Origin of the sequence: Methanobacterium sp. SMA-27 (genome assembly GCF_000744455.1) — an archaeon.
GTDB lineage: Archaea > Methanobacteriota > Methanobacteria > Methanobacteriales > Methanobacteriaceae > Methanobacterium_B.
Window position 1 is genome coordinate 475304 of the sequence record NZ_JQLY01000001.1, and the last position, 19182, is coordinate 494485.

General features: G+C 33.6%; 19 protein-coding genes. 12 read left to right on the forward strand and 7 right to left on the reverse strand.

The window, feature by feature from the left end; genetic code table 11:
- Positions 1-122: 122 nt before the first annotated feature.
- The 5 genes from cbiM (at position 123) to DL91_RS02430 (ending at position 4057) form a co-directional block, all read left to right on the forward strand.
- Complete coding sequence (gene cbiM / locus DL91_RS02410) at positions 123-800, forward strand: cobalt ECF transporter S component CbiM (protein ID WP_048190098.1); 678 nt, start codon at positions 123-125, stop codon at positions 798-800.
- Entirely contained in the window at positions 801-1082 is a 282-nt protein-coding gene (locus DL91_RS02415) for an energy-coupling factor ABC transporter substrate-binding protein (RefSeq protein WP_048190099.1), read from the forward strand.
- Between the two features lie 55 nt (positions 1083-1137).
- Positions 1138-1914: a cobalt ECF transporter T component CbiQ gene (cbiQ, locus tag DL91_RS02420; protein WP_048190100.1), complete on the forward strand. Its 777-nt coding sequence runs from the start codon at positions 1138-1140 to the stop codon at positions 1912-1914.
- A 55-nt stretch (positions 1915-1969) separates the two neighbouring features.
- Positions 1970-2809: an ATP-binding cassette domain-containing protein gene (locus tag DL91_RS02425; RefSeq protein ID WP_048190101.1), complete on the forward strand. Its 840-nt coding sequence runs from the start codon at positions 1970-1972 to the stop codon at positions 2807-2809.
- Positions 2810-2911: 102 nt separating this feature from the next.
- A complete protein-coding gene (locus tag DL91_RS02430) occupies positions 2912-4057 on the forward strand; it encodes a DUF362 domain-containing protein (RefSeq protein WP_048190102.1) in 1146 nt (381 codons plus the stop codon).
- Positions 4058-4119: 62 nt separating this feature from the next.
- On the opposite strand, the gene DL91_RS02435 is transcribed toward DL91_RS02430, so the two are convergent.
- Positions 4120-4506 (reverse strand): 4Fe-4S binding protein, encoded by a 387-nt coding sequence (locus DL91_RS02435; RefSeq protein WP_048190103.1) that lies wholly within the window; start codon positions 4504-4506, stop codon positions 4120-4122.
- A gap of 1 nt (position 4507) precedes the next feature.
- Positions 4508-6052, reverse strand: a complete 1545-nt coding sequence (locus DL91_RS02440) for a homocysteine biosynthesis protein (RefSeq protein WP_048190104.1) — start codon at positions 6050-6052, stop codon at positions 4508-4510.
- A gap of 476 nt (positions 6053-6528) precedes the next feature.
- Here DL91_RS02440 and DL91_RS02445 point away from each other — a divergent pair, with 476 nt between their 5' ends.
- The 4 genes from DL91_RS02445 to DL91_RS02460 all read left to right on the forward strand — a co-directional run bounded on the left by DL91_RS02445 (position 6529) and on the right by DL91_RS02460 (position 10158).
- The gene (locus DL91_RS02445) at positions 6529-7914 is read left to right on the forward strand and encodes a TldD/PmbA family protein (protein WP_197050578.1); all 1386 of its coding nucleotides are present in this window, start codon (positions 6529-6531) and stop codon (positions 7912-7914) included.
- Positions 7915-7960: 46 nt separating this feature from the next.
- Positions 7961-8521, forward strand: coding sequence for a TIGR00296 family protein (locus tag DL91_RS02450; RefSeq protein ID WP_048190105.1), 561 nt, complete (start codon positions 7961-7963; stop codon positions 8519-8521).
- Between the two features lie 229 nt (positions 8522-8750).
- On the forward strand, positions 8751-9749 hold the full coding sequence (locus tag DL91_RS02455; protein WP_048190106.1) for an NOG1 family protein: 999 nt from the start codon (positions 8751-8753) through the stop codon (positions 9747-9749).
- A complete protein-coding gene (locus tag DL91_RS02460) occupies positions 9727-10158 on the forward strand; it encodes an Hsp20/alpha crystallin family protein (protein ID WP_048190107.1) in 432 nt (143 codons plus the stop codon). The genes DL91_RS02455 and DL91_RS02460 overlap by 23 nt, the downstream gene beginning before the upstream one ends.
- 97 nt (positions 10159-10255) lie before the next feature.
- Here DL91_RS02460 and DL91_RS02465 read toward each other — a convergent pair whose 3' ends face one another.
- From DL91_RS02465 to DL91_RS02475, 3 genes are all read right to left on the reverse strand, one after another.
- Positions 10256-11260 (reverse strand): SIS domain-containing protein, encoded by a 1005-nt coding sequence (locus tag DL91_RS02465; protein WP_048190108.1) that lies wholly within the window; start codon positions 11258-11260, stop codon positions 10256-10258.
- 4 nt (positions 11261-11264) lie between these two features.
- Positions 11265-12362, reverse strand: coding sequence for a thiamine-phosphate synthase family protein (locus DL91_RS02470; RefSeq protein ID WP_231551357.1), 1098 nt, complete (start codon positions 12360-12362; stop codon positions 11265-11267).
- Between the two features lie 239 nt (positions 12363-12601).
- Positions 12602-13045, reverse strand: a complete 444-nt coding sequence (locus DL91_RS02475; protein ID WP_048190109.1) for an adenylyltransferase/cytidyltransferase family protein — start codon at positions 13043-13045, stop codon at positions 12602-12604.
- Positions 13046-13369: 324 nt separating this feature from the next.
- On the opposite strand from DL91_RS02475, the gene DL91_RS02480 reads away from it, so the two are divergent.
- Positions 13370-14929, forward strand: a complete 1560-nt coding sequence (locus tag DL91_RS02480) for a flippase (RefSeq protein ID WP_048190110.1) — start codon at positions 13370-13372, stop codon at positions 14927-14929.
- On the opposite strand, the gene DL91_RS02485 is transcribed toward DL91_RS02480, so the two are convergent.
- Positions 14909-16348 carry a Mur ligase family protein gene (locus tag DL91_RS02485; protein ID WP_048190111.1) on the reverse strand — a complete coding sequence of 480 codons (1440 nt, stop codon included), beginning with the start codon at positions 16346-16348 and terminating at the stop codon, positions 14909-14911. The two genes, DL91_RS02480 and DL91_RS02485, sit on opposite strands and share 21 nt — an antisense overlap.
- 195 nt (positions 16349-16543) lie before the next feature.
- On the opposite strand from DL91_RS02485, the gene DL91_RS13040 reads away from it, so the two are divergent.
- Positions 16544-16786 (forward strand): PEP-utilizing enzyme, encoded by a 243-nt coding sequence (locus DL91_RS13040; protein ID WP_231551358.1) that lies wholly within the window; start codon positions 16544-16546, stop codon positions 16784-16786.
- Between the two features lie 167 nt (positions 16787-16953).
- Here DL91_RS13040 and hisA read toward each other — a convergent pair whose 3' ends face one another.
- Positions 16954-17676 (reverse strand): 1-(5-phosphoribosyl)-5-[(5-phosphoribosylamino)methylideneamino]imidazole-4-carboxamide isomerase, encoded by a 723-nt coding sequence (gene hisA / locus DL91_RS02495; RefSeq protein WP_048190113.1) that lies wholly within the window; start codon positions 17674-17676, stop codon positions 16954-16956.
- 305 nt (positions 17677-17981) lie between these two features.
- Here hisA and DL91_RS02500 point away from each other — a divergent pair, with 305 nt between their 5' ends.
- The gene (locus DL91_RS02500; RefSeq protein WP_048190114.1) at positions 17982-19172 is read left to right on the forward strand and encodes a Xaa-Pro peptidase family protein; all 1191 of its coding nucleotides are present in this window, start codon (positions 17982-17984) and stop codon (positions 19170-19172) included.
- Positions 19173-19182 lie beyond the last annotated feature (10 nt).

The window sequence follows — 19182 nt, forward strand, 5'->3', positions numbered from 1 at the left end:
TTATAGACAATAATCCCCTATTAACAATCCTTTAATAAGATAATATTGATCACAGCATAGATATGTCAATAATACTTTAAAGGAGAATATTAGGGTATACATAATGATCAAGGAGACTTTAAATGCATATAATGGAAGGATTTTTACCCGGGCAATGGTGTCTTTTTTGGTATCTGCTGGCAGCTCCTGTAGTTGCCTACGGTATAAAACAGATCAAAGAAATCACAGATAAAAATCCCGAATCAAAACCACTACTGGCAGTATCAGGAGCATTCATATTTGTGCTCTCCTCTTTAAAACTACCTTCAGTAACAGGTAGTTCATCACACCCAACAGGTAATGGTTTAAGTGCAGTACTCTTTGGACCTGCAGTAACATGCGTATTAGCAGCTATTGTATTGGTTTTTCAGGCACTTCTTCTGGCCCATGGAGGTATCACAACATTGGGTGCAAATATTTTTTCAATGGGAATTATTGGGCCACTAGCAGCATGGTTAATGTATAAATCAATCATGAAAACAGGTTTGTCATCATCAATAGCAGTATTTTTTGCAGCTTTTGCAGGGGATATATTCACATATATTACAACAGCTTCACAGCTTTCCTTAGCATTTCCAATTCCAAGTTTTGGTGCTGCATTCTTCAAGTTTATGATTGTGTTTGCATATACCCAAATACCACTTTCAATTGCAGAGGCAATTCTTACAGTCGTAATATTTGAATATATTTTGAAACTCAGACCAGACATACTTAGATCACTGAAGATTATAGGGCCTAAAAAAGTTGAGGAGACAGTATAAATGGAAAAAAAGCACGTTATAATGTTATTGATTGCACTTTTAATAGTTGCAATTCCATTTTTCCTTTATAGTGGTAAAGGTGAGAGCTACTTCAGTGGATCAGATGATAAAGGAAGCTTAGCCATAGAAGAAACAGGTTATCATCCATGGTTTTCATCCATATGGGAACCGAGTAGTGAAATTGAAAGCCTACTTTTTGCACTGCAAGCTGCGATAGGTGCACTTATTATAGGTTACTTCCTGGGATACTACACGGGAAAGAGAAAAATTCAAGGAAAGTGAAGTGTGTTTGCATTTTATTAAAACACAATGATATTATGCATTTAGAGGATTGAAAATGGAAAGAACACTCGATGATTACGCCCATTCAAACGGTCTTAAAAATACTAATCCCTCATTTAAAGTATTATTTGCACTTTTGACCATGATAATATGTGTTATATCCACATCACCAGTCATTCCTCTCATTATTACATTTTTGATGATGTTCTTAATTATATTCTGGGCCAAAATACCATTTAAATTCTATTTGAAATTTATATCAATTCCATTATTTTTTGGTATTATGACCTTTTTATTCATGGCATTATTTTTTGGTATGGTAGATCCCTGGTTTAAAATAAATTTAATTAATGTAATTGTTTATAAAGACGGTTTCAATTTAGGAGCCCTGGTTTTTGCTAGGATACTGGGTGGATTTTCTTGTCTTGGTTTTCTAGCCCTTACAACTCCCATGACCGAGATATTTTCGTTACTTGAAGGATTTAAAATACCATTGGTGATACTAGAAATTGCAATGATGATGTACCGTTATATATTTGTATTCCTTGAAGAGGCAACCAACATGTATCAATCACAAAAAACACGTCTCGGATATTTAAGCTTCAAAGGAAGTTTCAAATCCCTTGGTATATTGGCTAGTAATTTATTTATAAGGACTTGGATGAGGGGAGAACAAGTTTATATATCCATGGAATCAAGATGTTATGATGGGTCCATTAAAACTTTTAAGACTCAAAATTCTATAAGCACCAAAAACATGGCATTGCTTGTTTCGTTTGAGTTTTTACTTATAATCGGGACATATTTGACAGCTGGCTTTAAAATATTATAAACAATTTATAATAATAGTTTTAATTTTAATTAATACACTTAAGAGATGTTTTTAAATGAAAGTCATTGAAACTAAGGACATTACATACGAATATCCTGATGGTACAAAAGCCCTTGAAAAGGTAAACTTCATGGCTGAAGAGGGTAAAATAGTTGCGCTTTTAGGACCTAACGGTGCAGGAAAATCAACGCTTTTCCTCCATTTCAATGGTATTCTTAGACCTTCCTCCGGAAATGTTGTTATAGATGGGGAAAATGTTAACTACAACAAAAAAGAATTGATGAAAATAAGACAGAAGGTTGGAATAGTTTTCCAAAACCCTGATGATCAATTATTTGCACCAACAGTTGTTGAAGATGTAGCATTTGGGCCAATGAACATGGGCCTTTCTAAAGATGACGTTGAATCACGAGTACAAGAAGCTTTATCCCGTGTTGGGATGGAGGGATTTGAGAAAAAACCTCCTCACCATCTAAGTGGTGGGCAGAAAAAACGTGTTGCAATTGCAGGAATTCTTGCAATGAAACCTAAAATCATGGTTCTGGATGAACCAACAAGTGGTTTAGATCCTAAAGGAGCATCACAGATACTCAGACTTTTATACCAACTTAACACAGAAGGAATGACTATTGTAATATCAACACACGATGTTGATCTTGTACCAATTTACGCTTCAAAGGTTTATATAATAAGCGAAGGTAAGATAATCAAACAGGGAACTGCATCTGAAGTGTTTGAAGATGTTAAAACAATCAGAGGAGCTAATTTAAGATTACCAAGAATAGCACATCTAATGGAAATACTTGAGAAGGAAGATAAACTCCCATTTGATAAACCATATCCTCTAACAATCGGTGGGGCAAGAAAACGAATATTAAAAGAATTTGATGAATAATCAAATATAATTTTTTTATTAATAATTTTTTTATTAATAATTTTTTTATTTAAATAAGACCCAATGAAAGTTTAACATAGTTAAATCATTGTAGTTGATAAAATGGTAAAGACTTGTGTTTCAATATCAAAATGTACATCATATCAGCTTGAAGAAGTTCAAAAAGCGGTAGCTAAATGTATGGATTCAATTGGTGGAATATCTTCCTTTATAAAGCCCGGTGATAAGGTACTTATCAAACCAAACATGCTCCAGGGAAAATCACCTGAAGAGGCCATAACAACTCATCCTGCTGTTGTGGAAGCTATTGTAAACATGGTCAAGGATGTAGGGGCATTTCCTTTTATCGGTGACAGTCCGGGTGGTCCTGCTAGGGGTATGGAAAGTTTTTGGGATATAACTGGATTTTCTGATGTAGCAGAGCGGACAGGTGCAAAGCTTGTGAATTTTGAAAAGACTGGTTCATATAAGGAAACCAGAAACAACATTGAATATCGTATAGCAAAAAAGGTTATAGACGCTGATATAATTATCAACGTGCCCAAAATAAAAACCCATGGACTCACAATATTTACCTGTGCCATAAAAAACATGTACGGAGTAGTACCGGGTTTAATTAAAACTGAATATCATAAAATGGCACCCAATCCATCTAAATTTGCAGAATTTGTTGTGGATATATATGCATTATCCAAACCACAATTGAACATAGTTGATGGGATAGTGGGAATGGATGGATCAGGTCCTTCTGCAGGGAATCCTAAAAAATTGAATATGATACTTTCATCCAGTGATGGTGTTGCAGTTGATATATTACTATGTGATATGCTTGGTAAAGACCCTTTAAAAGTACCTATCAACAGAATTGCAATTGAACAAGGTCTTGGAGAAGGTGACCTAAACAAAATTAAAGTTATTGGAGAGACTCCTATATTGGAGGATTTTAAATGGCCTCCTAATATTTCCGGGTCCCTAGATAGGGTACCTCCATCAATTGCCAGAGGATTGATGAAAATGTTTTGGTCAAGACCAGCAATAGACTCTCAATATTGCACTAACTGTAAAACCTGTGTGAAAAGTTGTCCAGTTGATGCACTAATAGAAAACACCCCAATTCCAGAGTTTGAATACGGTGAATGCATAAATTGTCTCTGTTGTATGGAAATGTGTCCAGAAAAAGCAGTTTATGAAGAAAAAAGTCCTTTGTCCCGTTTAATTTCATGGTTACCACGGAATAATGGTGAATAAACATGGAATATAATTGAAAAAGAATAATGAATGGCAGATTTTCATGCCATATTAATTTAATCTTACTCTACTACTTTTATGGCCTTTGTTGGACAAGAAAAGGTGCACAATTTACAACCAATACACTCTTTATCTTTAACATCAACTGTCCAGTCTTTTTCTATTTCTATGGCCTTAACAGGGCATAATGAAATGCAAGCTCCACAATCGATGCAAAGTTCTTCATCTTTTTTCACAACTCGCTTTACAGGGCTTACATCAATTCCTGCTTTTTTTATGTATTCAATACCCTCTTTAGCATCAGGACCAGATATCTCTATAAGCATCTTACCGCCCTTTGGATTGATATCTGCACGGAGAATATTGAAACTCACATCAAATTTTTTTATCATATGGGTGATTACAGCTTGGTTCACCATTTTAGGAGAAAATTTAAGCCAGGCTTTCATATTAAACACCTTCCTCTACATTCCTTACACACATAAGCCTTGAAATATCTTCTGCAGTTATCATACCCTTCACTCGATTATTTTTGTCTATTATTGGAAGGCCAGATATTTCATGCTTGTCAATACGTCTTGCAATAACATCAACAGGTTCATCTTCCCTTGCAATTACGACTTTTTTGGTCATAACATCCTTTAATCTATTTTCACCCTTTGCAACTGCATTGGCAATATCCCATGAGGTTACAATTCCCAATAACTTATTATCTGAATCAACTACAGGTAGATGGTTGACATTATTTTGAACCAGTCTTTTAGCAACATCAGTTATATCATCGTTAGGGCTTGCTATTATCAATGGTTTTCCTTTGATTTCATTTACCAGAACCGTTTGTCTTCTTATATTAAGAGGTCTAGGGCTTCGACCCTCAGAAGCTAACAATTTAACAGGATTTGTAAGCAAGAAATCTCCATTATCCATCCAAGATTTAAGCTCTTCAGCAATTTTCAAGGCCTTTTTATAGGAGGATAATGGTGAAGATTCAATATCAACTCCATTAATTTCAATACTACCACTTCTAAGCTCTTTATAATTGGTTTCTAATATAATTGGCTTGCTACGTTTAGCAACACCATAATCTAGAACATGACAAACGACATCTTCGTCACTAATGGCTGTTCTTTGAGCTATATCACTATTTAAAATAGGTATCGGTATACCTATACCAACATAGAGAGTTGAACCGTATTTAGGCATAGTTGCACCACGAACATATTCATGATCCATCTCTTTCATATCTCCCTTCAACATAAGCGTACCTGCTCCATCGGTTGGAACACCATTTTTTCTTTGAACTTCGGTGTTATGTTGGGTACCTTCTCCTATTACATATCCCTCTGCACCACAAAGGAATATCTTGGTACCCATACCTATTGTTTGGAAGTATGGGTCGTTTAAAAGGGGACTCAATCCACCCGCACTTGAAAAGCTTACGTTACCCATGTTGGGTAAGAGAGTGCCCATATAAGTGTAAATTGTTTCATCAGTGGAGTTCACAGCAGCAGCATAGTTCTGATAAGAATTACGTGGATTTACCATTATGGCATCGTTGAGATTTTCAATATTAACATGTGTTTTAATGTCTGTTAAAGGGTAACAATCTGTTCCATAGGAACTTGCAATCAATTCAACATCTTTGCCCATAATAAGATCCTCAATTACATGGGCCCCACCATAATCAATTCCAATCTCAGGATTTCTGCTTGGCTGGGTGGCACCAATATAAGTATCAACTGCGGCAAGTCCGGAATAAGCTTCAACTCCATTAAGATAAGTTTTGGTCATTTTTATTGGAGGATCGGTATGACCGAAGTTCAAAAAAGCTCCTGAAGAACACATGGCACCAAAAGTACCAGTTGTAACAACATCAATATCCTCTGCTGCTTTTTCAGCCCCATTTTCCCTAACAATTTGGGTCATTTCAACAGCAGTAACAACAACTGCATCTCCGTTTTTGATTCGTTCATTTATTTCTTCAATGGTCTTCATTATGAGTCACGTCCGTACCATTATAATAATTATTCAATTAACAAAAAAATATAGAAAAAGAAAATAAAAGTTGAAATTTGAACAGGAATTAAATTAACCCTCTGCATTTACCATTTAACTGTAAATAATTTCTAATTCACAACCTTTGGGGTCAACAAAAGAAGTGTTGCAGATCGAATTTAGATTGGACTTTTTCAACTAGGTTGATTTTCTTGAACTATATAACTATACCTTTATTGATTAACTAGTTTTTCTATGTAATATTATGTTTTATTATGTAAATTTGTATTTACTGAAATATGATTATCATAAAAACTTAGTATTTTAAGATAGAAATTATTTTTGGAAAAAATAATTAACAGCTTATTATAACAAAATATTTCTTTTCGTACGCAAAAATAATATAAATAATAGAAAAGATTACTCTTCATAAAAATATTACATTAATTTGGTATTTAGTTAAAGGAGTGCTAAACATGTCATCTTCAATTAAAAATAAGTTAGATCCCGATGTATTTAAAAAAACTATTGATTCCATCGATAAGATGGCAGATTATGTAGATTTAAGAGTTAATGAAAGTAAAAATACTGTTATTGTTATGAAAGATGGTAAAATACAGGAAATACGTTCTGGATCAGATTTCGGTGGATCAGTAAGGGTTCTCAAGAATGGTTCTTGGGGGTTTGCATATACCACTCAGCTATCCAAACTAAATGAAATAGCTGAATCTGCATTGAAACTTGCAAAATCAACAAAAAGTGATGTAGAATTAAACGAAGTAAATTCCTACAAAGATAATGTTAAATTCAAGGCCAAACTTTTACCTTCTAAAGTATCTTTAGAAGAAAAGAAGGAAATTGTACACGATGCAGATGCAGCAGCCAAGATCGAACAAATTGTTAGCACAACTGTAAATTATGTTGATGGGGAAGGTACTACTCTGTACTTAAACTCTGAAGGTACTTCACTCACAATGGAAGAATCAAGGGTGGCAATGTTTATAAATGCAGTTGCAGCATCTGAAGAAGGTATACAGTTTGGACATAAAAGTATTGGCGGTTCAAGAGGTTTTGAGGTTATTAAAGATCATGATATCGAGAATTTTGGTAGAACTGCTGCATTAAAAGCAGTAAGGCTCCTTAATGCAAAATCACCACCATCTGGAAGTTTTCCAGTAGTCCTTGATCCAGAATTAACAGGTGTTTTTATTCATGAAGCACTTGGACATGCCTCTGAAGCAGATCTAATACTTCAGAACGATTCGATATTAAAAAATAAGCTCGGAACCCAGATAGGTTCAAATCTAGTAACTATAATTGATGATGCAAGCATGAATGCATTCGGATATTATCCATATGATGCGGAGGGTGTTAAAACATCAGAAAACATTCTGGTAAAGAATGGTGTTCTTACATCACTTCTAAGCTCAAGGGAAACAGCATCAAAACTTGGAATTAATTCCTCTGGAAATGCTAGATCTTCGGTTGGTGAACAACCAATTGTCAGAATGAGTAATACATATTTAAAACCGGGTGATCAATCGTTTGAAGAATTATTGGAAGGTATGAAGGACGGAATATATCTCAAAGGATCAAGAGGAGGACAAGTAGATACTGGAAAGGGTGTATTCCAATTCAATGCAGCTGAATCTTTTATAATAAAGGATGGGGAGATAAAAGATCCTCTCAGGGATGTTTCACTTTCAGGCAGCATTATGGAAATTCTTAATAATGTGGATGCACTCGGATCAGACTTTAAAATGGGTGTTGGGTTCTGTGGAAAATCCGGACAAACAGTCCCTGTTGGAGACGGAGGACCTCACGTGAGAGTTTCCAAGGCTACTGTGGGTGGAGCAACATAATAATTCTTATACAAAGAATCATGAAATAAAATTTAGGAGGAAACCTATGTTAACTTCAGAAGATGGAAAATTTCTTGTTCAACTTGCAAGAAAGGCAATTGTTACATATTTGGTTGATAAAGAAATAATAAAAATTCCTGAAGATGCCGATCCCAAATTAAGGGACAATATGGGGGTTTTTGTAACATTAAACCGTGAAAATCAACTCAGAGGATGTATTGGTTACCCCGAACCAGTAATGCCTCTTATAAATGCTGTAGTTGATGCTGCAATATCTGCTGCAACAAGGGATCCAAGATTTAATCCAGTAACTCCTGGTGAACTTGATCAGATAAATGTAGAAGTAAGTGTTCTAACTAAACCTGTCCTTATTGATGTGAAAAATCCCACAGAATATATTGAAAAGATAAATATTGGTCAGGACGGGCTTATTGTTGAAAGAGGACCATACAGAGGATTATTATTGCCTCAAGTTGCTACAGACTGGGGATGGAATGTGGAAGAACTACTTTCAAATACTTGTATGAAAGCTGGACTTTCATCGGATTGCTGGCAACTCAATGATGTAAAAATTTATAAATTTTCATCCCAAATATTTGAGGAATAAAGAATTTAAATACAATAATTAATTTTTTTTATTACAATATGATTTAAACGAAGGTTAAATATCATAGAACATACTTACCTTAATACACTATCTGAGTTTCTAATTGTGCAATTAAATTTCACTAAAGTTTCAATCATTAAAACTCGTTATATCAGTTCATATCGTCATATTATCTGATATATATTAAAAAAAATAGGATAACAAATTAAATTTATAAAAAAGTGATCAAATGTTTATACCAACTATTCCAACACCAGAAGAGGTTCTGGACAAAAGTTTTAGCAGGGCTAAAAAGGCGGCTAATAAAGTCAGAAGTTCAAAAATTCCTCGTCATCAAAAATCAAAGAAGACAGAAGAGGCAAGGATCAAAACTGCTTGTCAAGTAACTGAAGAAACATTCAATAGCATACTTGAAAAGATTCCAAAGATCTCAACCTTGAATATGTTTTACCAGGACTACATAGATGTTGTGGTAGGGGTTGATCAATTTAAAAAATCCCTTGGGGCTCTTAAATGGGCAGTAGATTTAATATCAAAATTTGAAAATCAATATGTTTTCAAAATACGCAGATCAAGCTCGGAAGATGCTTCTAAGGTTAGGAAGGAAGCATTTGGAAGATTAGCATCGGTTGTATATCGTATTGAGGATGAACTAAATTTTCTGGATTTTGCAAAGCAGAAGTTAAGGAACATGCCAACTATTGATTTCAAGGCAACAACCGCGGTTATTGCAGGATTCCCCAATGTGGGAAAATCAACTCTACTTCGCCAGTTAACAACAGCAGAGCCAAAAGTAGCTGATTATCCATTCACAACTACAGGGATTCAAATTGGTCATCTTGAACATAAATGGACACATTTCCAGTTTATAGACACACCAGGACTTCTTGATAGGCCAGTACAGGATATGAACGAAATAGAATTAAATGCAATGGTTGCACTTGAACATCTTGCAGATATTGTTTTTTACATATTCGATGCATCTGAAACATCAGGATATCCATTAGAAAGTCAATTAAACCTTTACAATGAAATAAAACATGTTTTCAAAACTCCAATTCAATGTATTTTTAACAAAATGGACCTTGTAGAAAATATTGAATATGTAAATGGTTATATTAATCAATTGCAAAGTCCTCTTATGCTCTCAGCATCCGAGGGGATTGGTGTTACTGAAATAATAGCTAAAATGGAGGAATTTGACAATGAAAAGAAGAAACTCAGCTGAAGAAATGTTTAAAGATGTTATTTATACAATTAAAGAAAAACAAAACGATTTAGGGAGAACACTCAATGAATATACATCAAATTCGCCTCTAAAGCCCAATATGGACATTGTTGAAGATGAAGAACAGTTAACTGTCATGACAGATTTACCTGGTTTTAAAAGACAAGACATTACAATAGACATAACAGAGGATACAATTGAAATTACAGCTCAGTTCGATGAAGATACTGAAGCTGAAGGAAAAAATTTCCTGAAAAAGGAAAGAAATCATGTGAAAGTAAATAGAATTATAAATCTTCCCTTAAAAGTAAGAAGCACAGAATCATCAGCTAAATTAGAAAATGGCGTTCTAACGGTTATTTTACCTAAATTAGAAAAGAAAGAAACATTTGAAGTTAAAGTTGATTGAGCTTCAAGGAATTAAGATTTTTAATATCAAGAAATATTATACCCAATTCAATTTTAGTATTTCATTCTTTTTAATATTTAATTAAACAATATGAAAATTAGTATCTTACTTTCCCTATGTGCCTTGTACTTCCTGGATCTTCTCCATTGTAGAGGGACAAATAGTAAATAAACCATTCAATCGGAATTATCAGTATGAATGGTGCTAGGAGGGGATGTATGTTGGAATAATCGTTCATATTGAATGTGATAGTTTTTGCACCTATTTCATTTGAAAATTCTATTGATTTACTGGTTAGCTCATCACCAGGGAAACCTGCATCTAAAAATATTATTGGAACATTTTTCTCTGCCCTTTCTATTAAACCATGTCTAAACTCTCCTGAGTAAAGTGGACAGGCATGTTTTAGTGCTCCCTCCATTAACATGGTCATAGCAACCTTGTAGGCCAAACCAAAGTTTGGACCACTACCCATACAATAAAAGATATCTTCATCTTTATATTCTTTGGCTAAAATTCTATTTTCTTCTTCTGTACTCTTGAGCAATTCTTCTATAATGGATGGAATTTGTTTTAGATCGTTTAAAATCTTTTCAGCTTCTACTGATCCTTCAATTGAAAACAGAATTTCATATAGGCATAGAAGTTGTGTCATATAGGTTTTTGTACCTAATATTGCGGTTTCTCTCCCACAACGAGTCAGGACTGAATCATCAGATTCTTTAATCATACTGCTTTCAGGTTCGTTTGTAATTGAAATAGTATAAATACCATTTTCTTGTGCTTTCCTGAGTGCTGCTAAAGTATCTGCAGTTTCACCTGATTGTGATGTTAATATTAATACTGAATTTGATTTTTGAAGGTTTTTATGATGCACAAATTCATAGCCAGTATGAACTTCAACATTCATGTCTGATAAAAAACCAATTGCATCCCTAGCAGAGTAACAAGTGGAAAGTGAACTCCCGCAACCAACCAAATAAATTCTATCCATGCCATTTATTTTCTCTGCAATCTCTTTCATATGAGATTCTTCTTCATTTAAAGTCTTTTTCAGTGATTTAGGCTGTTCCAAAACTTCATTGTACATATCATACTTCATAGATTCATCCCTCAAAAATATCAAGCTTTTCAGCGAATTTCTTATAGGTAACATTAATATCTTCATCAATTACCCTAGTATCTGCAGTTGTCTCCATGAAACCAGATTCAACTTTAAATCTTGGCACTATGTGAATGTGGAGATGTTCTATACTTGCTCCTGCAGTTTTTCCAAGGTTTAATCCAACATTGATTCCGTCAGGTTTAATAACTTTCCTGATAAGTGATATTGATCTTTGAACAAGACAGAACAATTTTTCCAATTCTTCTGAATTCAGCTCATTTAAGTCTGTAAAGTGCTTAACAGGTACAACCTCTAGATGGCCTCTACTGTATGGAAATATATTCATTAGAACCATATTTTCTTTATCATTGTATAAGACCATTTCTTTTATATCTGGATTGCCCTCTGCTATTGCACAAAATACACAAGGTACATCATGTTTTTTATTCTTCCAGGATCTTCTTGATGGGGCAAAAATAACATCATGACAGTTATTAAGTGATTCTTCAATCTTTTCAGTTGATTTAACAACTTCATTTTTACGGATTTCAAATAATTTTGCAATACAAACAGCCATCTCAGCAACTTCGCAAGCATCTAAACCTATTAGACATATCATTGGTTCCTTTCCCCAAGCACCCTTATGATATATCACATCTGGAACTGTTCCTGATTTTTCGATTGCAGTTTCAACTCCCCATGGAATTGTACTGCCTTCAATTTCTTTAACTTTATCAGGTTCTTGAGTCCGGTTATAGGATGATACTTCCAATCCAAGTTTTCTGCATATATCAAGTATCATTGGGTTGTACTTCAAGTTTATTGCACTTCTCTTGGAAGGGTCGTGTTTAATGATAGTAAGTACTAATCTAGCCATATGGGACGAACTCATAAAATCAGGAGGCATTACGGCTTTAGGCATACCATTAACAATTGTAATCCTTCCGGGAATGCCTACGATTTGGTCAATTGTTTTAGCATCCTCAATTGCCATTACTATATTGCTGCGAACCTCAGGAATTAGTTCAGCAAATTCTGAAGAGTTTTCCAGTATTTTAACGGCCTTTTGAACCTTTTCTTTCTCCATGATATCTTCCATAGCACAATATCTTCACATGATCAGATATAAGATATTGGTTTTTTAGTGTTTATATTAAAATAAATTATTTTTTTTTGATTCTCTTAGAATAAATGACATATTATATTCTTGCCCCTAAGGACATGTAACAGGATTGGAAACATACATTTTATAATTTGAAAATTCCAGAAACAGCACATTAACTGTATAACAATATGATATTTATCTTAAATAGATTTTAATATTGCTGCTGGTTTAAATTAACATTTTTTAAAAATGTTTTCATTAAATTCCATTCCTTTAATTTTCTTTATTATTTTACAAGTACTATCGAGCTGTCCTTTTTTATATCCTTCAATCCTTACAACTTCAGAATTTATCCCTCTATCTGTTAGTTCTTTTTTTAGATTGGTTATATCATAGTTCTGATCTGAACCTATAGTAATTATATCAGGTTTAATTTCTTTCACAATCTTGAACATATCATTTTCATTTCCAAGATAGGCTTCATTAACAAATTTTATCATTTTAACAACTTCTAATCTCTGTTTTTCATCAACTACTGGTACCCTTTTCTTTGATCTTACAGTTGAATCCCTTGCAACTACTACCACAAGTTTGGAATCTTTCCCTCCAACTTTTTTTGATTCTTCAAGGTAATATCCATGACCTGGATGTATTATGTCAAATGTTCCTGTTGCCATAACTATTTTAATGTTTACACCCCTATTAAATACTATTTTAGTGAATAAATGAAAAATTAATCTTTCAATACATTTAAGTTAATTTTTTATATTGTTCATGTATTTATACTTGTCAAGACAATAAAAACTATCTCGTGCATATGCACATTAATGGTATTATTATTTTAATAAGATTCTATAAAATCTTAATTCTCCAAAATAATATTAATCTCCTATCAGTATTCCATTATCTAAAACAAGGAATAAAGAAATAAATTATTAACAGAATTACATCAAATAAATAATTAGAATATTTTTCATTTATACTCTAATGTGGTAACAGTTATGAGTTCAAAAATAGCCCAAGGAAGTATTGTAATACTAATGGGATCATTCCTATTCCGTATAGGGGGTTACATTTACAGATTTCTTATGGCTAATTTATTAGGGCCTGCAGGATATGGTATTCTTGGCCTTACACTCCCATTTCAGGGTTTTTTAATAATAATTGCAGGAGCAGGACTTCCCCCTGCCATTGCCAAGCATGTGTCTGAATATTACGCAAAAAATGATACTGAAATGGTTAAAGCGGTTATAAACATATCCACTAAGTTGATGATTGCACTTGGACTCATCTTCAGTGTTATTATATTCTTTTTAGCTGAACCTCTTGCAATGGGATTATTCGGCAAACCCGAAGCAATATTACCATTTCAGTTAATCGCTTTAATAACACCATTCAGTGTAATTGTAGGGGCGATAAGAGGAACATTCCAAGGATTCTATCAGATGACAAATATACTGATAACAAGAGCATTTGAACTTATTTTCATGGTTATATTTGCAGTGGGATTGGTTTTTGCAGGGTTTTATGTTGCAGGTGCAGTTATAGGTACTGCGGTGGGATTTATGGCAGCATTAGCAGTTGCAGTTTATCTCTTCCAGAGAGATGTGAAAGGAAAAATATCCCAACCAAAAAAATTACTTTCAAGAGCATCAAAAACTTTGACTTTTAATGATGAGCTAAAAATAGCGAAAATGTTACTTTTCTTTTCAATACCTGTAGTTATAACGGGTTTAGCAGAACTGGCACTATATGATATGGGGACATTAGTTATTGGTCATTACATGGCCAGTGAATTTGTTGGATATTACAATGCAGCAAGTCCTGTTGCAAGATTGCCGCTCATAATATCTATGGCAGTTGCTACTTCCGTGCTTCCAGCAACAGCAGAAGCTATGAGTCTTAATAATAAGGAACTTCTTAAAACATATGTTTTACAATCTTACCGTTATGTATCACTATTTGTTGTACCACTCTGTATTGGAACAATTGTATTTGCTACACCTATCATATCAATACTATTTGGACAGGCATACATACCGGGATCTGCTGCTCTCCAGATATTAGCAGCAGGAATGCTTTTTTTCACAATCTATACTGTTTCATCAAGCATAGCACAAGGATTAGGACATCCAAGATTACCTATGTACGTACTGATAATTGGAACAACTATAGATATAATATTAAGCATAGTTCTCGTACCGCCATATGGAATTAATGGTGCTGCAATAGCCACAACCATCACATCTCTATTTATTATGTCGACACTAGTATGGAAAACACTTCAACTAGCAAGAATCAGTTTACCTATAATGGATTTTGCTAAAATTACTATAGCTTCCATAATCATGGGTATTGTTTTCATTCCATTTCCACAAACTAAATCATTCTTTTTCCTGGCTTTAATAATATCTCCATTCATATATTTCGGAGTTCTAGCAGTGATTGGGGGATTAAAATTAGAAGATGTAAGAATAATGCACAAACTCGGTAATAAATTAGGGCCATTTTCGGGTATATATAAAAAATTAATAGGTATTTTAGAAAGATTCGCTGTTTGATTTAAGTTCAGATTTAAGTTCAGCCCACATATAATGCTCGGGACCACAACCTGTTACAATCATATACTTGTATTGAGATTTGTAGATTATTTCAATTATTTTCTCTCTTCTTTTGGGCATATCTTCATATGCTAAAGGATAAAACTCAGCATCAAGTACTTTGCTGATTTTGTCATAATATTCCCTAGCTGCTTCAATAGAACTTCTACCTGGAACAACATAAACCATTTTAGGTTTTGCTGAGATCAATGTATTCAAATGATCTTCAAAGATATCATCTTCTCCAGTATCAGGAGTGGTATAAATAAATCCAAGATCACCTTTAACATAATCTTCCATAAATTGGACATTTGCCTTCAGTGCATCTCCATTATCTCCTTGACCCATTCCGACAAGTTTATCCTCTATTTTCATTATTTCAAACCTTCCAGGAGGTAAAATGGATAAATCAAAAGATTTTGATACTTTTTTAACTGTATTTTCAACATTTTCAGGTGTTGGTGTAAACGATGCGTAGGTAGTAACTGCACATAATAAATTGTAGAGATTGTAAAGCCCAAAAGCAGGAGTTTTTATAGTTAAGTTGAGAGGAACAGTTTCATCGGTTGGGTAATTGAATAAATTACCTTCAATTTTTACAGTCCATTGATCAAAATCTTTTGAAAGTTCAGTTAGCATCATATCTGGTTTGGGTCTCTCAAAACCACAACTACAACTGAATACTCCTCTGTGATTTGAATATTTAATGGTATAATTAAGGACTTCTCCACATAATGGGCAATAAATATCAGTATTTGAAGATTCATCATTCATGGTAATTTCCAGACCATAATATGTCACATGAGTATCTGCTTCTTTTCTTTTCCCAATATAAGCAGTTCTTGGATCATCAGAGTTACATATAACAATTCCCCTTTTCATAGGTGCACTTAAAAGTTCTTTAGCTTTTAAATAACTATTGAATGGATTTGAAACTCCAGCTACGAGGGAATGTTCCCTTGAAACATTGGTGTAAACAACCCCTATAGGTTGCACTAGCTTACATACTTCATCTGGAATAGCATGCATAATATCGCGTATACCATACTCAAAAACACCTAAATCAATATTATCGCTAAGTAATCCTGTTGCAATAGCATTTAATGTGTTACTATCATAATTATAGGATATTGATGTGTCGTTTGCTAAAAATAAACTAATTAACTTGGTAGTGGTAGTTTTTCCATTAGTGCCAGTTATTATGATATTTCCAATACGTGGCTGCTTGGCTAACTCCATTAAACAATCATCTGATCCTATGTTTAAGAATAGATAACCTGGAAAGCTTTTTCCCATACCTTTACCTAATTTAACTACGTTTTTTGCAAATTTTCCCGATATTCTGGCGGTTTTGCATCTAATTTTTCCATATAGTCCCATGATCTGTAACGTGTGATTAAGAGGTATTTAAACTCTTCTAAAGACTACTTAAAAAACCCAAAATATTTCTAGTACAAAAAATAAAGTAATAAATGCATGATAATTCTTAAAGGGATAAGTTCGAGTATTATATGGGGGTAGGCCAAGTTAAAACTCTTGATAATTACGATTTAAGTGATTTGAAAAGAAAAATTGTTGTTGTTTCTAGAGGCATCATATGATATGCTTTCACATTTACATAATGTGGCGGGTGTTGTAACAGATTATGGTGGAATAAGCAGTTATGTGGCTATAATTTTACGAGAGATGCGCATCCCATGTGTCGTTGGCACAGAAAATGCAACACATATCCTTGAAGAGGGAATGGTGGTAACTGTTGATGGAAATACAGGTAATATTTATATGGGATTTATTGAAATTGAGGATAAACATATATGAAAGCATGCTAAATCGGATACACGGATTGTTGATAAATTGGTTGACTATGGAATATGTTCTATATCAACCAATCCCCATCAAATACTTAAGATGAGGAAGTTTGTTGATAGAAAAGAAAATGAAATTATTTTAAGAAATTCCAGTAAAATTCTCAACTAATAATCCTGTTACAATATTTTTTGATATTTGAGGGCGTCTATAAAATCTATTTTTCCTTTGTAAAGAGCAGAACCAATTACAACACCAAATGTTTTTGTTTTACTCAGATTTTCAATATCCATAATAGATGTCACCCCTCCAGAGTAAATAACTGGAATATCAACAGCATTTAAAAGTTCTAAAAGAGGATCCATGTCAAATCCACTCATCATTCCTTCAACATCAACATTAGTGAAAAGTATACCTCCAGCACCTTTTTTTTGGAGGGAAACACCGAGTTCAGATGCATTTTTTTCAGTTTTTTCCATCCATCCTTTGATTACAACCTTTGAATCCTTACTATCCAGTGCCACAAGGATTCTATTGCTTCCATATTTATTTGATAGCTCCTTTACTGTTTCGGGATTTTCGACTGCCATGGTGCCTAAAATAACCTTTTCAACACCAATATCTAATAGATCCATAGCATCTTGAACTGTACGGATTCCTCCTCCTAGTTGAACAGGTATTGACACAGTATCAAGAATCTTTTCCACAACTTCCAAGTTTTTTGATTTGTTTCCAAAGGCACCATCAAGATTAATAACGTGTAAGATCGATGCACCTTTATTTTCCCAGTCTTTTGCAACAATTTCTGGATTTTCAATGACCACTTGTTCGGTGCCAGGTATTCCCTGGACTAACTGCACACATTTACCGTTTTTTATATCCACAGCAGGTATTATAAACATTGAGTATTCCTCCTAATGAATTTTTTATAATTTTAAACCATATAAACAAGTTTTCTATTAACTCCTGGACTTTACAACATTCTTATAAAAGGTATATTCCCCATATTAAAAATCTATTCAAAGAAAATTATCTTAAATAGGTAATATTACTTGACCCACGTTTATAAAAGAAGTTTATTAGCATTATTATAAAAATTAATTAAATATTAGTATTATATTATCTCAATAAAATTTAATACCTCATTGAATAAATTCTTTTATTAAACCTCTATAAAAATGAATTAAAATCCTAAAGTGGTCAAATTATGATAAAAACTCCTGTAAAAGAATTAGAAAATCGTATGGAACGTTTTAGAACTCTTATGGATGAATTTAATCCTGAATGGGAAATAGCAGTTATATTTAGCAAGATAAACCTCTATTACTTTACAGGAACAATGCAGGATGGCATGCTAATCATACCAAGGAATAAAGAGGCTACTTTTTGGGTTAGACGGAGCTATGAAAGAGCACTTAATGAATCATTATTTCAAAAAATAGAGTCAATGAATAGTTTCCGAGATGCTGTTAAAAGTTTTCAAAGTCTTCCAGATACTGTTCATCTGGAAACTGAAGTTGTTCCACTTGCATTTTACAAACGATTTCAGAAACATTTCCCATTCAACAATTTTAAACCCCTTGATAATGTTATTTCCACAGTTAGGGCAATTAAAAGTGAATATGAATTAGCTTTCATGAGGAAAGCAGGCCAAATTCATCAACATGTATTGGAAGACATGGTGCCAGAGATGTTAAAAGAGAAAATGAGTGAAACAGATCTTGCTGCAGAACTTTTTAGGGTAATGATTAACGAAGGACATCATGGTGTTACCCGTTTTGGTATGTTTGACACCGAAATAGTTTTAGGTCAGATAGGTTTTGGTGAGAGTTCAATATATCCAAATTATTTTAATGGACCTGGTGGAAATTATGGGATGAGTCCAGCAGTTCCTGTCATTGGATGTCGTGATAGGAAATTGAAAAGTGGAGATCTTGTATTTATTGACGTTGGATGTGGTGTAGAAGGCTACAATACAGATAAAACAATGACATACATGTATGGCAAACCTTTACCAAAATATGTTTTAGAGATCCATAGTAAATGCGTTTCTATTCAAAATGAAATTGCAGAAATGTTAAAACCAGGTGCTATACCTTCAGAAATTTACAATACAATAATAAATTCTCTTGAAAAGGACTTTCTCCAAAACTTCATGGGGTTTAGAAATCGTAGAGTAAATTTCCTAGGTCATGGAATTGGATTATTAATAGATGAAACCCCTGTAATTGCAAGTGGTTTCAACGAACCTTTACAAAAAGGAATGGTATTGGCATTGGAACCTAAAAAGGGAATTAAAGATGTTGGAATGGTTGGAATTGAAAACACATTCATAGTCACTTCTAATGGTGGAGAATGTATTACAGGAAACAATCCGGGTTTAATTTCAGTTTTTTAGATTAATTAAT

Coding starts and splice junctions, on each gene's coding strand:
- DL91_RS02465 (WP_048190108.1), bottom strand. CDS start 11,260: ATGAAGTATGATATGTACAATGAAGTTTTGGAACAGCCTAAATCACTG.
- DL91_RS02480 (WP_048190110.1), top strand. CDS start 13,370: ATGAGTTCAAAAATAGCCCAAGGAAGTATTGTAATACTAATGGGATCA.
- DL91_RS02450 (WP_048190105.1), top strand. CDS start 7,961: ATGTTAACTTCAGAAGATGGAAAATTTCTTGTTCAACTTGCAAGAAAG.
- DL91_RS02460 (WP_048190107.1), top strand. CDS start 9,727: ATGAAAAGAAGAAACTCAGCTGAAGAAATGTTTAAAGATGTTATTTAT.
- DL91_RS02500 (WP_048190114.1), top strand. CDS start 17,982: ATGATAAAAACTCCTGTAAAAGAATTAGAAAATCGTATGGAACGTTTT.
- DL91_RS02475 (WP_048190109.1), bottom strand. CDS start 13,045: ATGGCAACAGGAACATTTGACATAATACATCCAGGTCATGGATATTAC.
- cbiQ (WP_048190100.1), top strand. CDS start 1,138: ATGGAAAGAACACTCGATGATTACGCCCATTCAAACGGTCTTAAAAAT.
- cbiM (WP_048190098.1), top strand. CDS start 123: ATGCATATAATGGAAGGATTTTTACCCGGGCAATGGTGTCTTTTTTGG.
- DL91_RS02415 (WP_048190099.1), top strand. CDS start 801: ATGGAAAAAAAGCACGTTATAATGTTATTGATTGCACTTTTAATAGTT.
- DL91_RS02440 (WP_048190104.1), bottom strand. CDS start 6,052: ATGAAGACCATTGAAGAAATAAATGAACGAATCAAAAACGGAGATGCA.
- hisA (WP_048190113.1), bottom strand. CDS start 17,676: ATGTTTATAATACCTGCTGTGGATATAAAAAACGGTAAATGTGTGCAG.
- DL91_RS02435 (WP_048190103.1), bottom strand. CDS start 4,506: ATGAAAGCCTGGCTTAAATTTTCTCCTAAAATGGTGAACCAAGCTGTA.
- DL91_RS02455 (WP_048190106.1), top strand. CDS start 8,751: ATGTTTATACCAACTATTCCAACACCAGAAGAGGTTCTGGACAAAAGT.
- DL91_RS02470 (WP_231551357.1), bottom strand. CDS start 12,362: ATGGAAGATATCATGGAGAAAGAAAAGGTTCAAAAGGCCGTTAAAATA.
- DL91_RS02425 (WP_048190101.1), top strand. CDS start 1,970: ATGAAAGTCATTGAAACTAAGGACATTACATACGAATATCCTGATGGT.
- DL91_RS02445 (WP_197050578.1), top strand. CDS start 6,529: ATGTCATCTTCAATTAAAAATAAGTTAGATCCCGATGTATTTAAAAAA.
- DL91_RS02485 (WP_048190111.1), bottom strand. CDS start 16,348: ATGGGACTATATGGAAAAATTAGATGCAAAACCGCCAGAATATCGGGA.
- DL91_RS02430 (WP_048190102.1), top strand. CDS start 2,912: ATGGTAAAGACTTGTGTTTCAATATCAAAATGTACATCATATCAGCTT.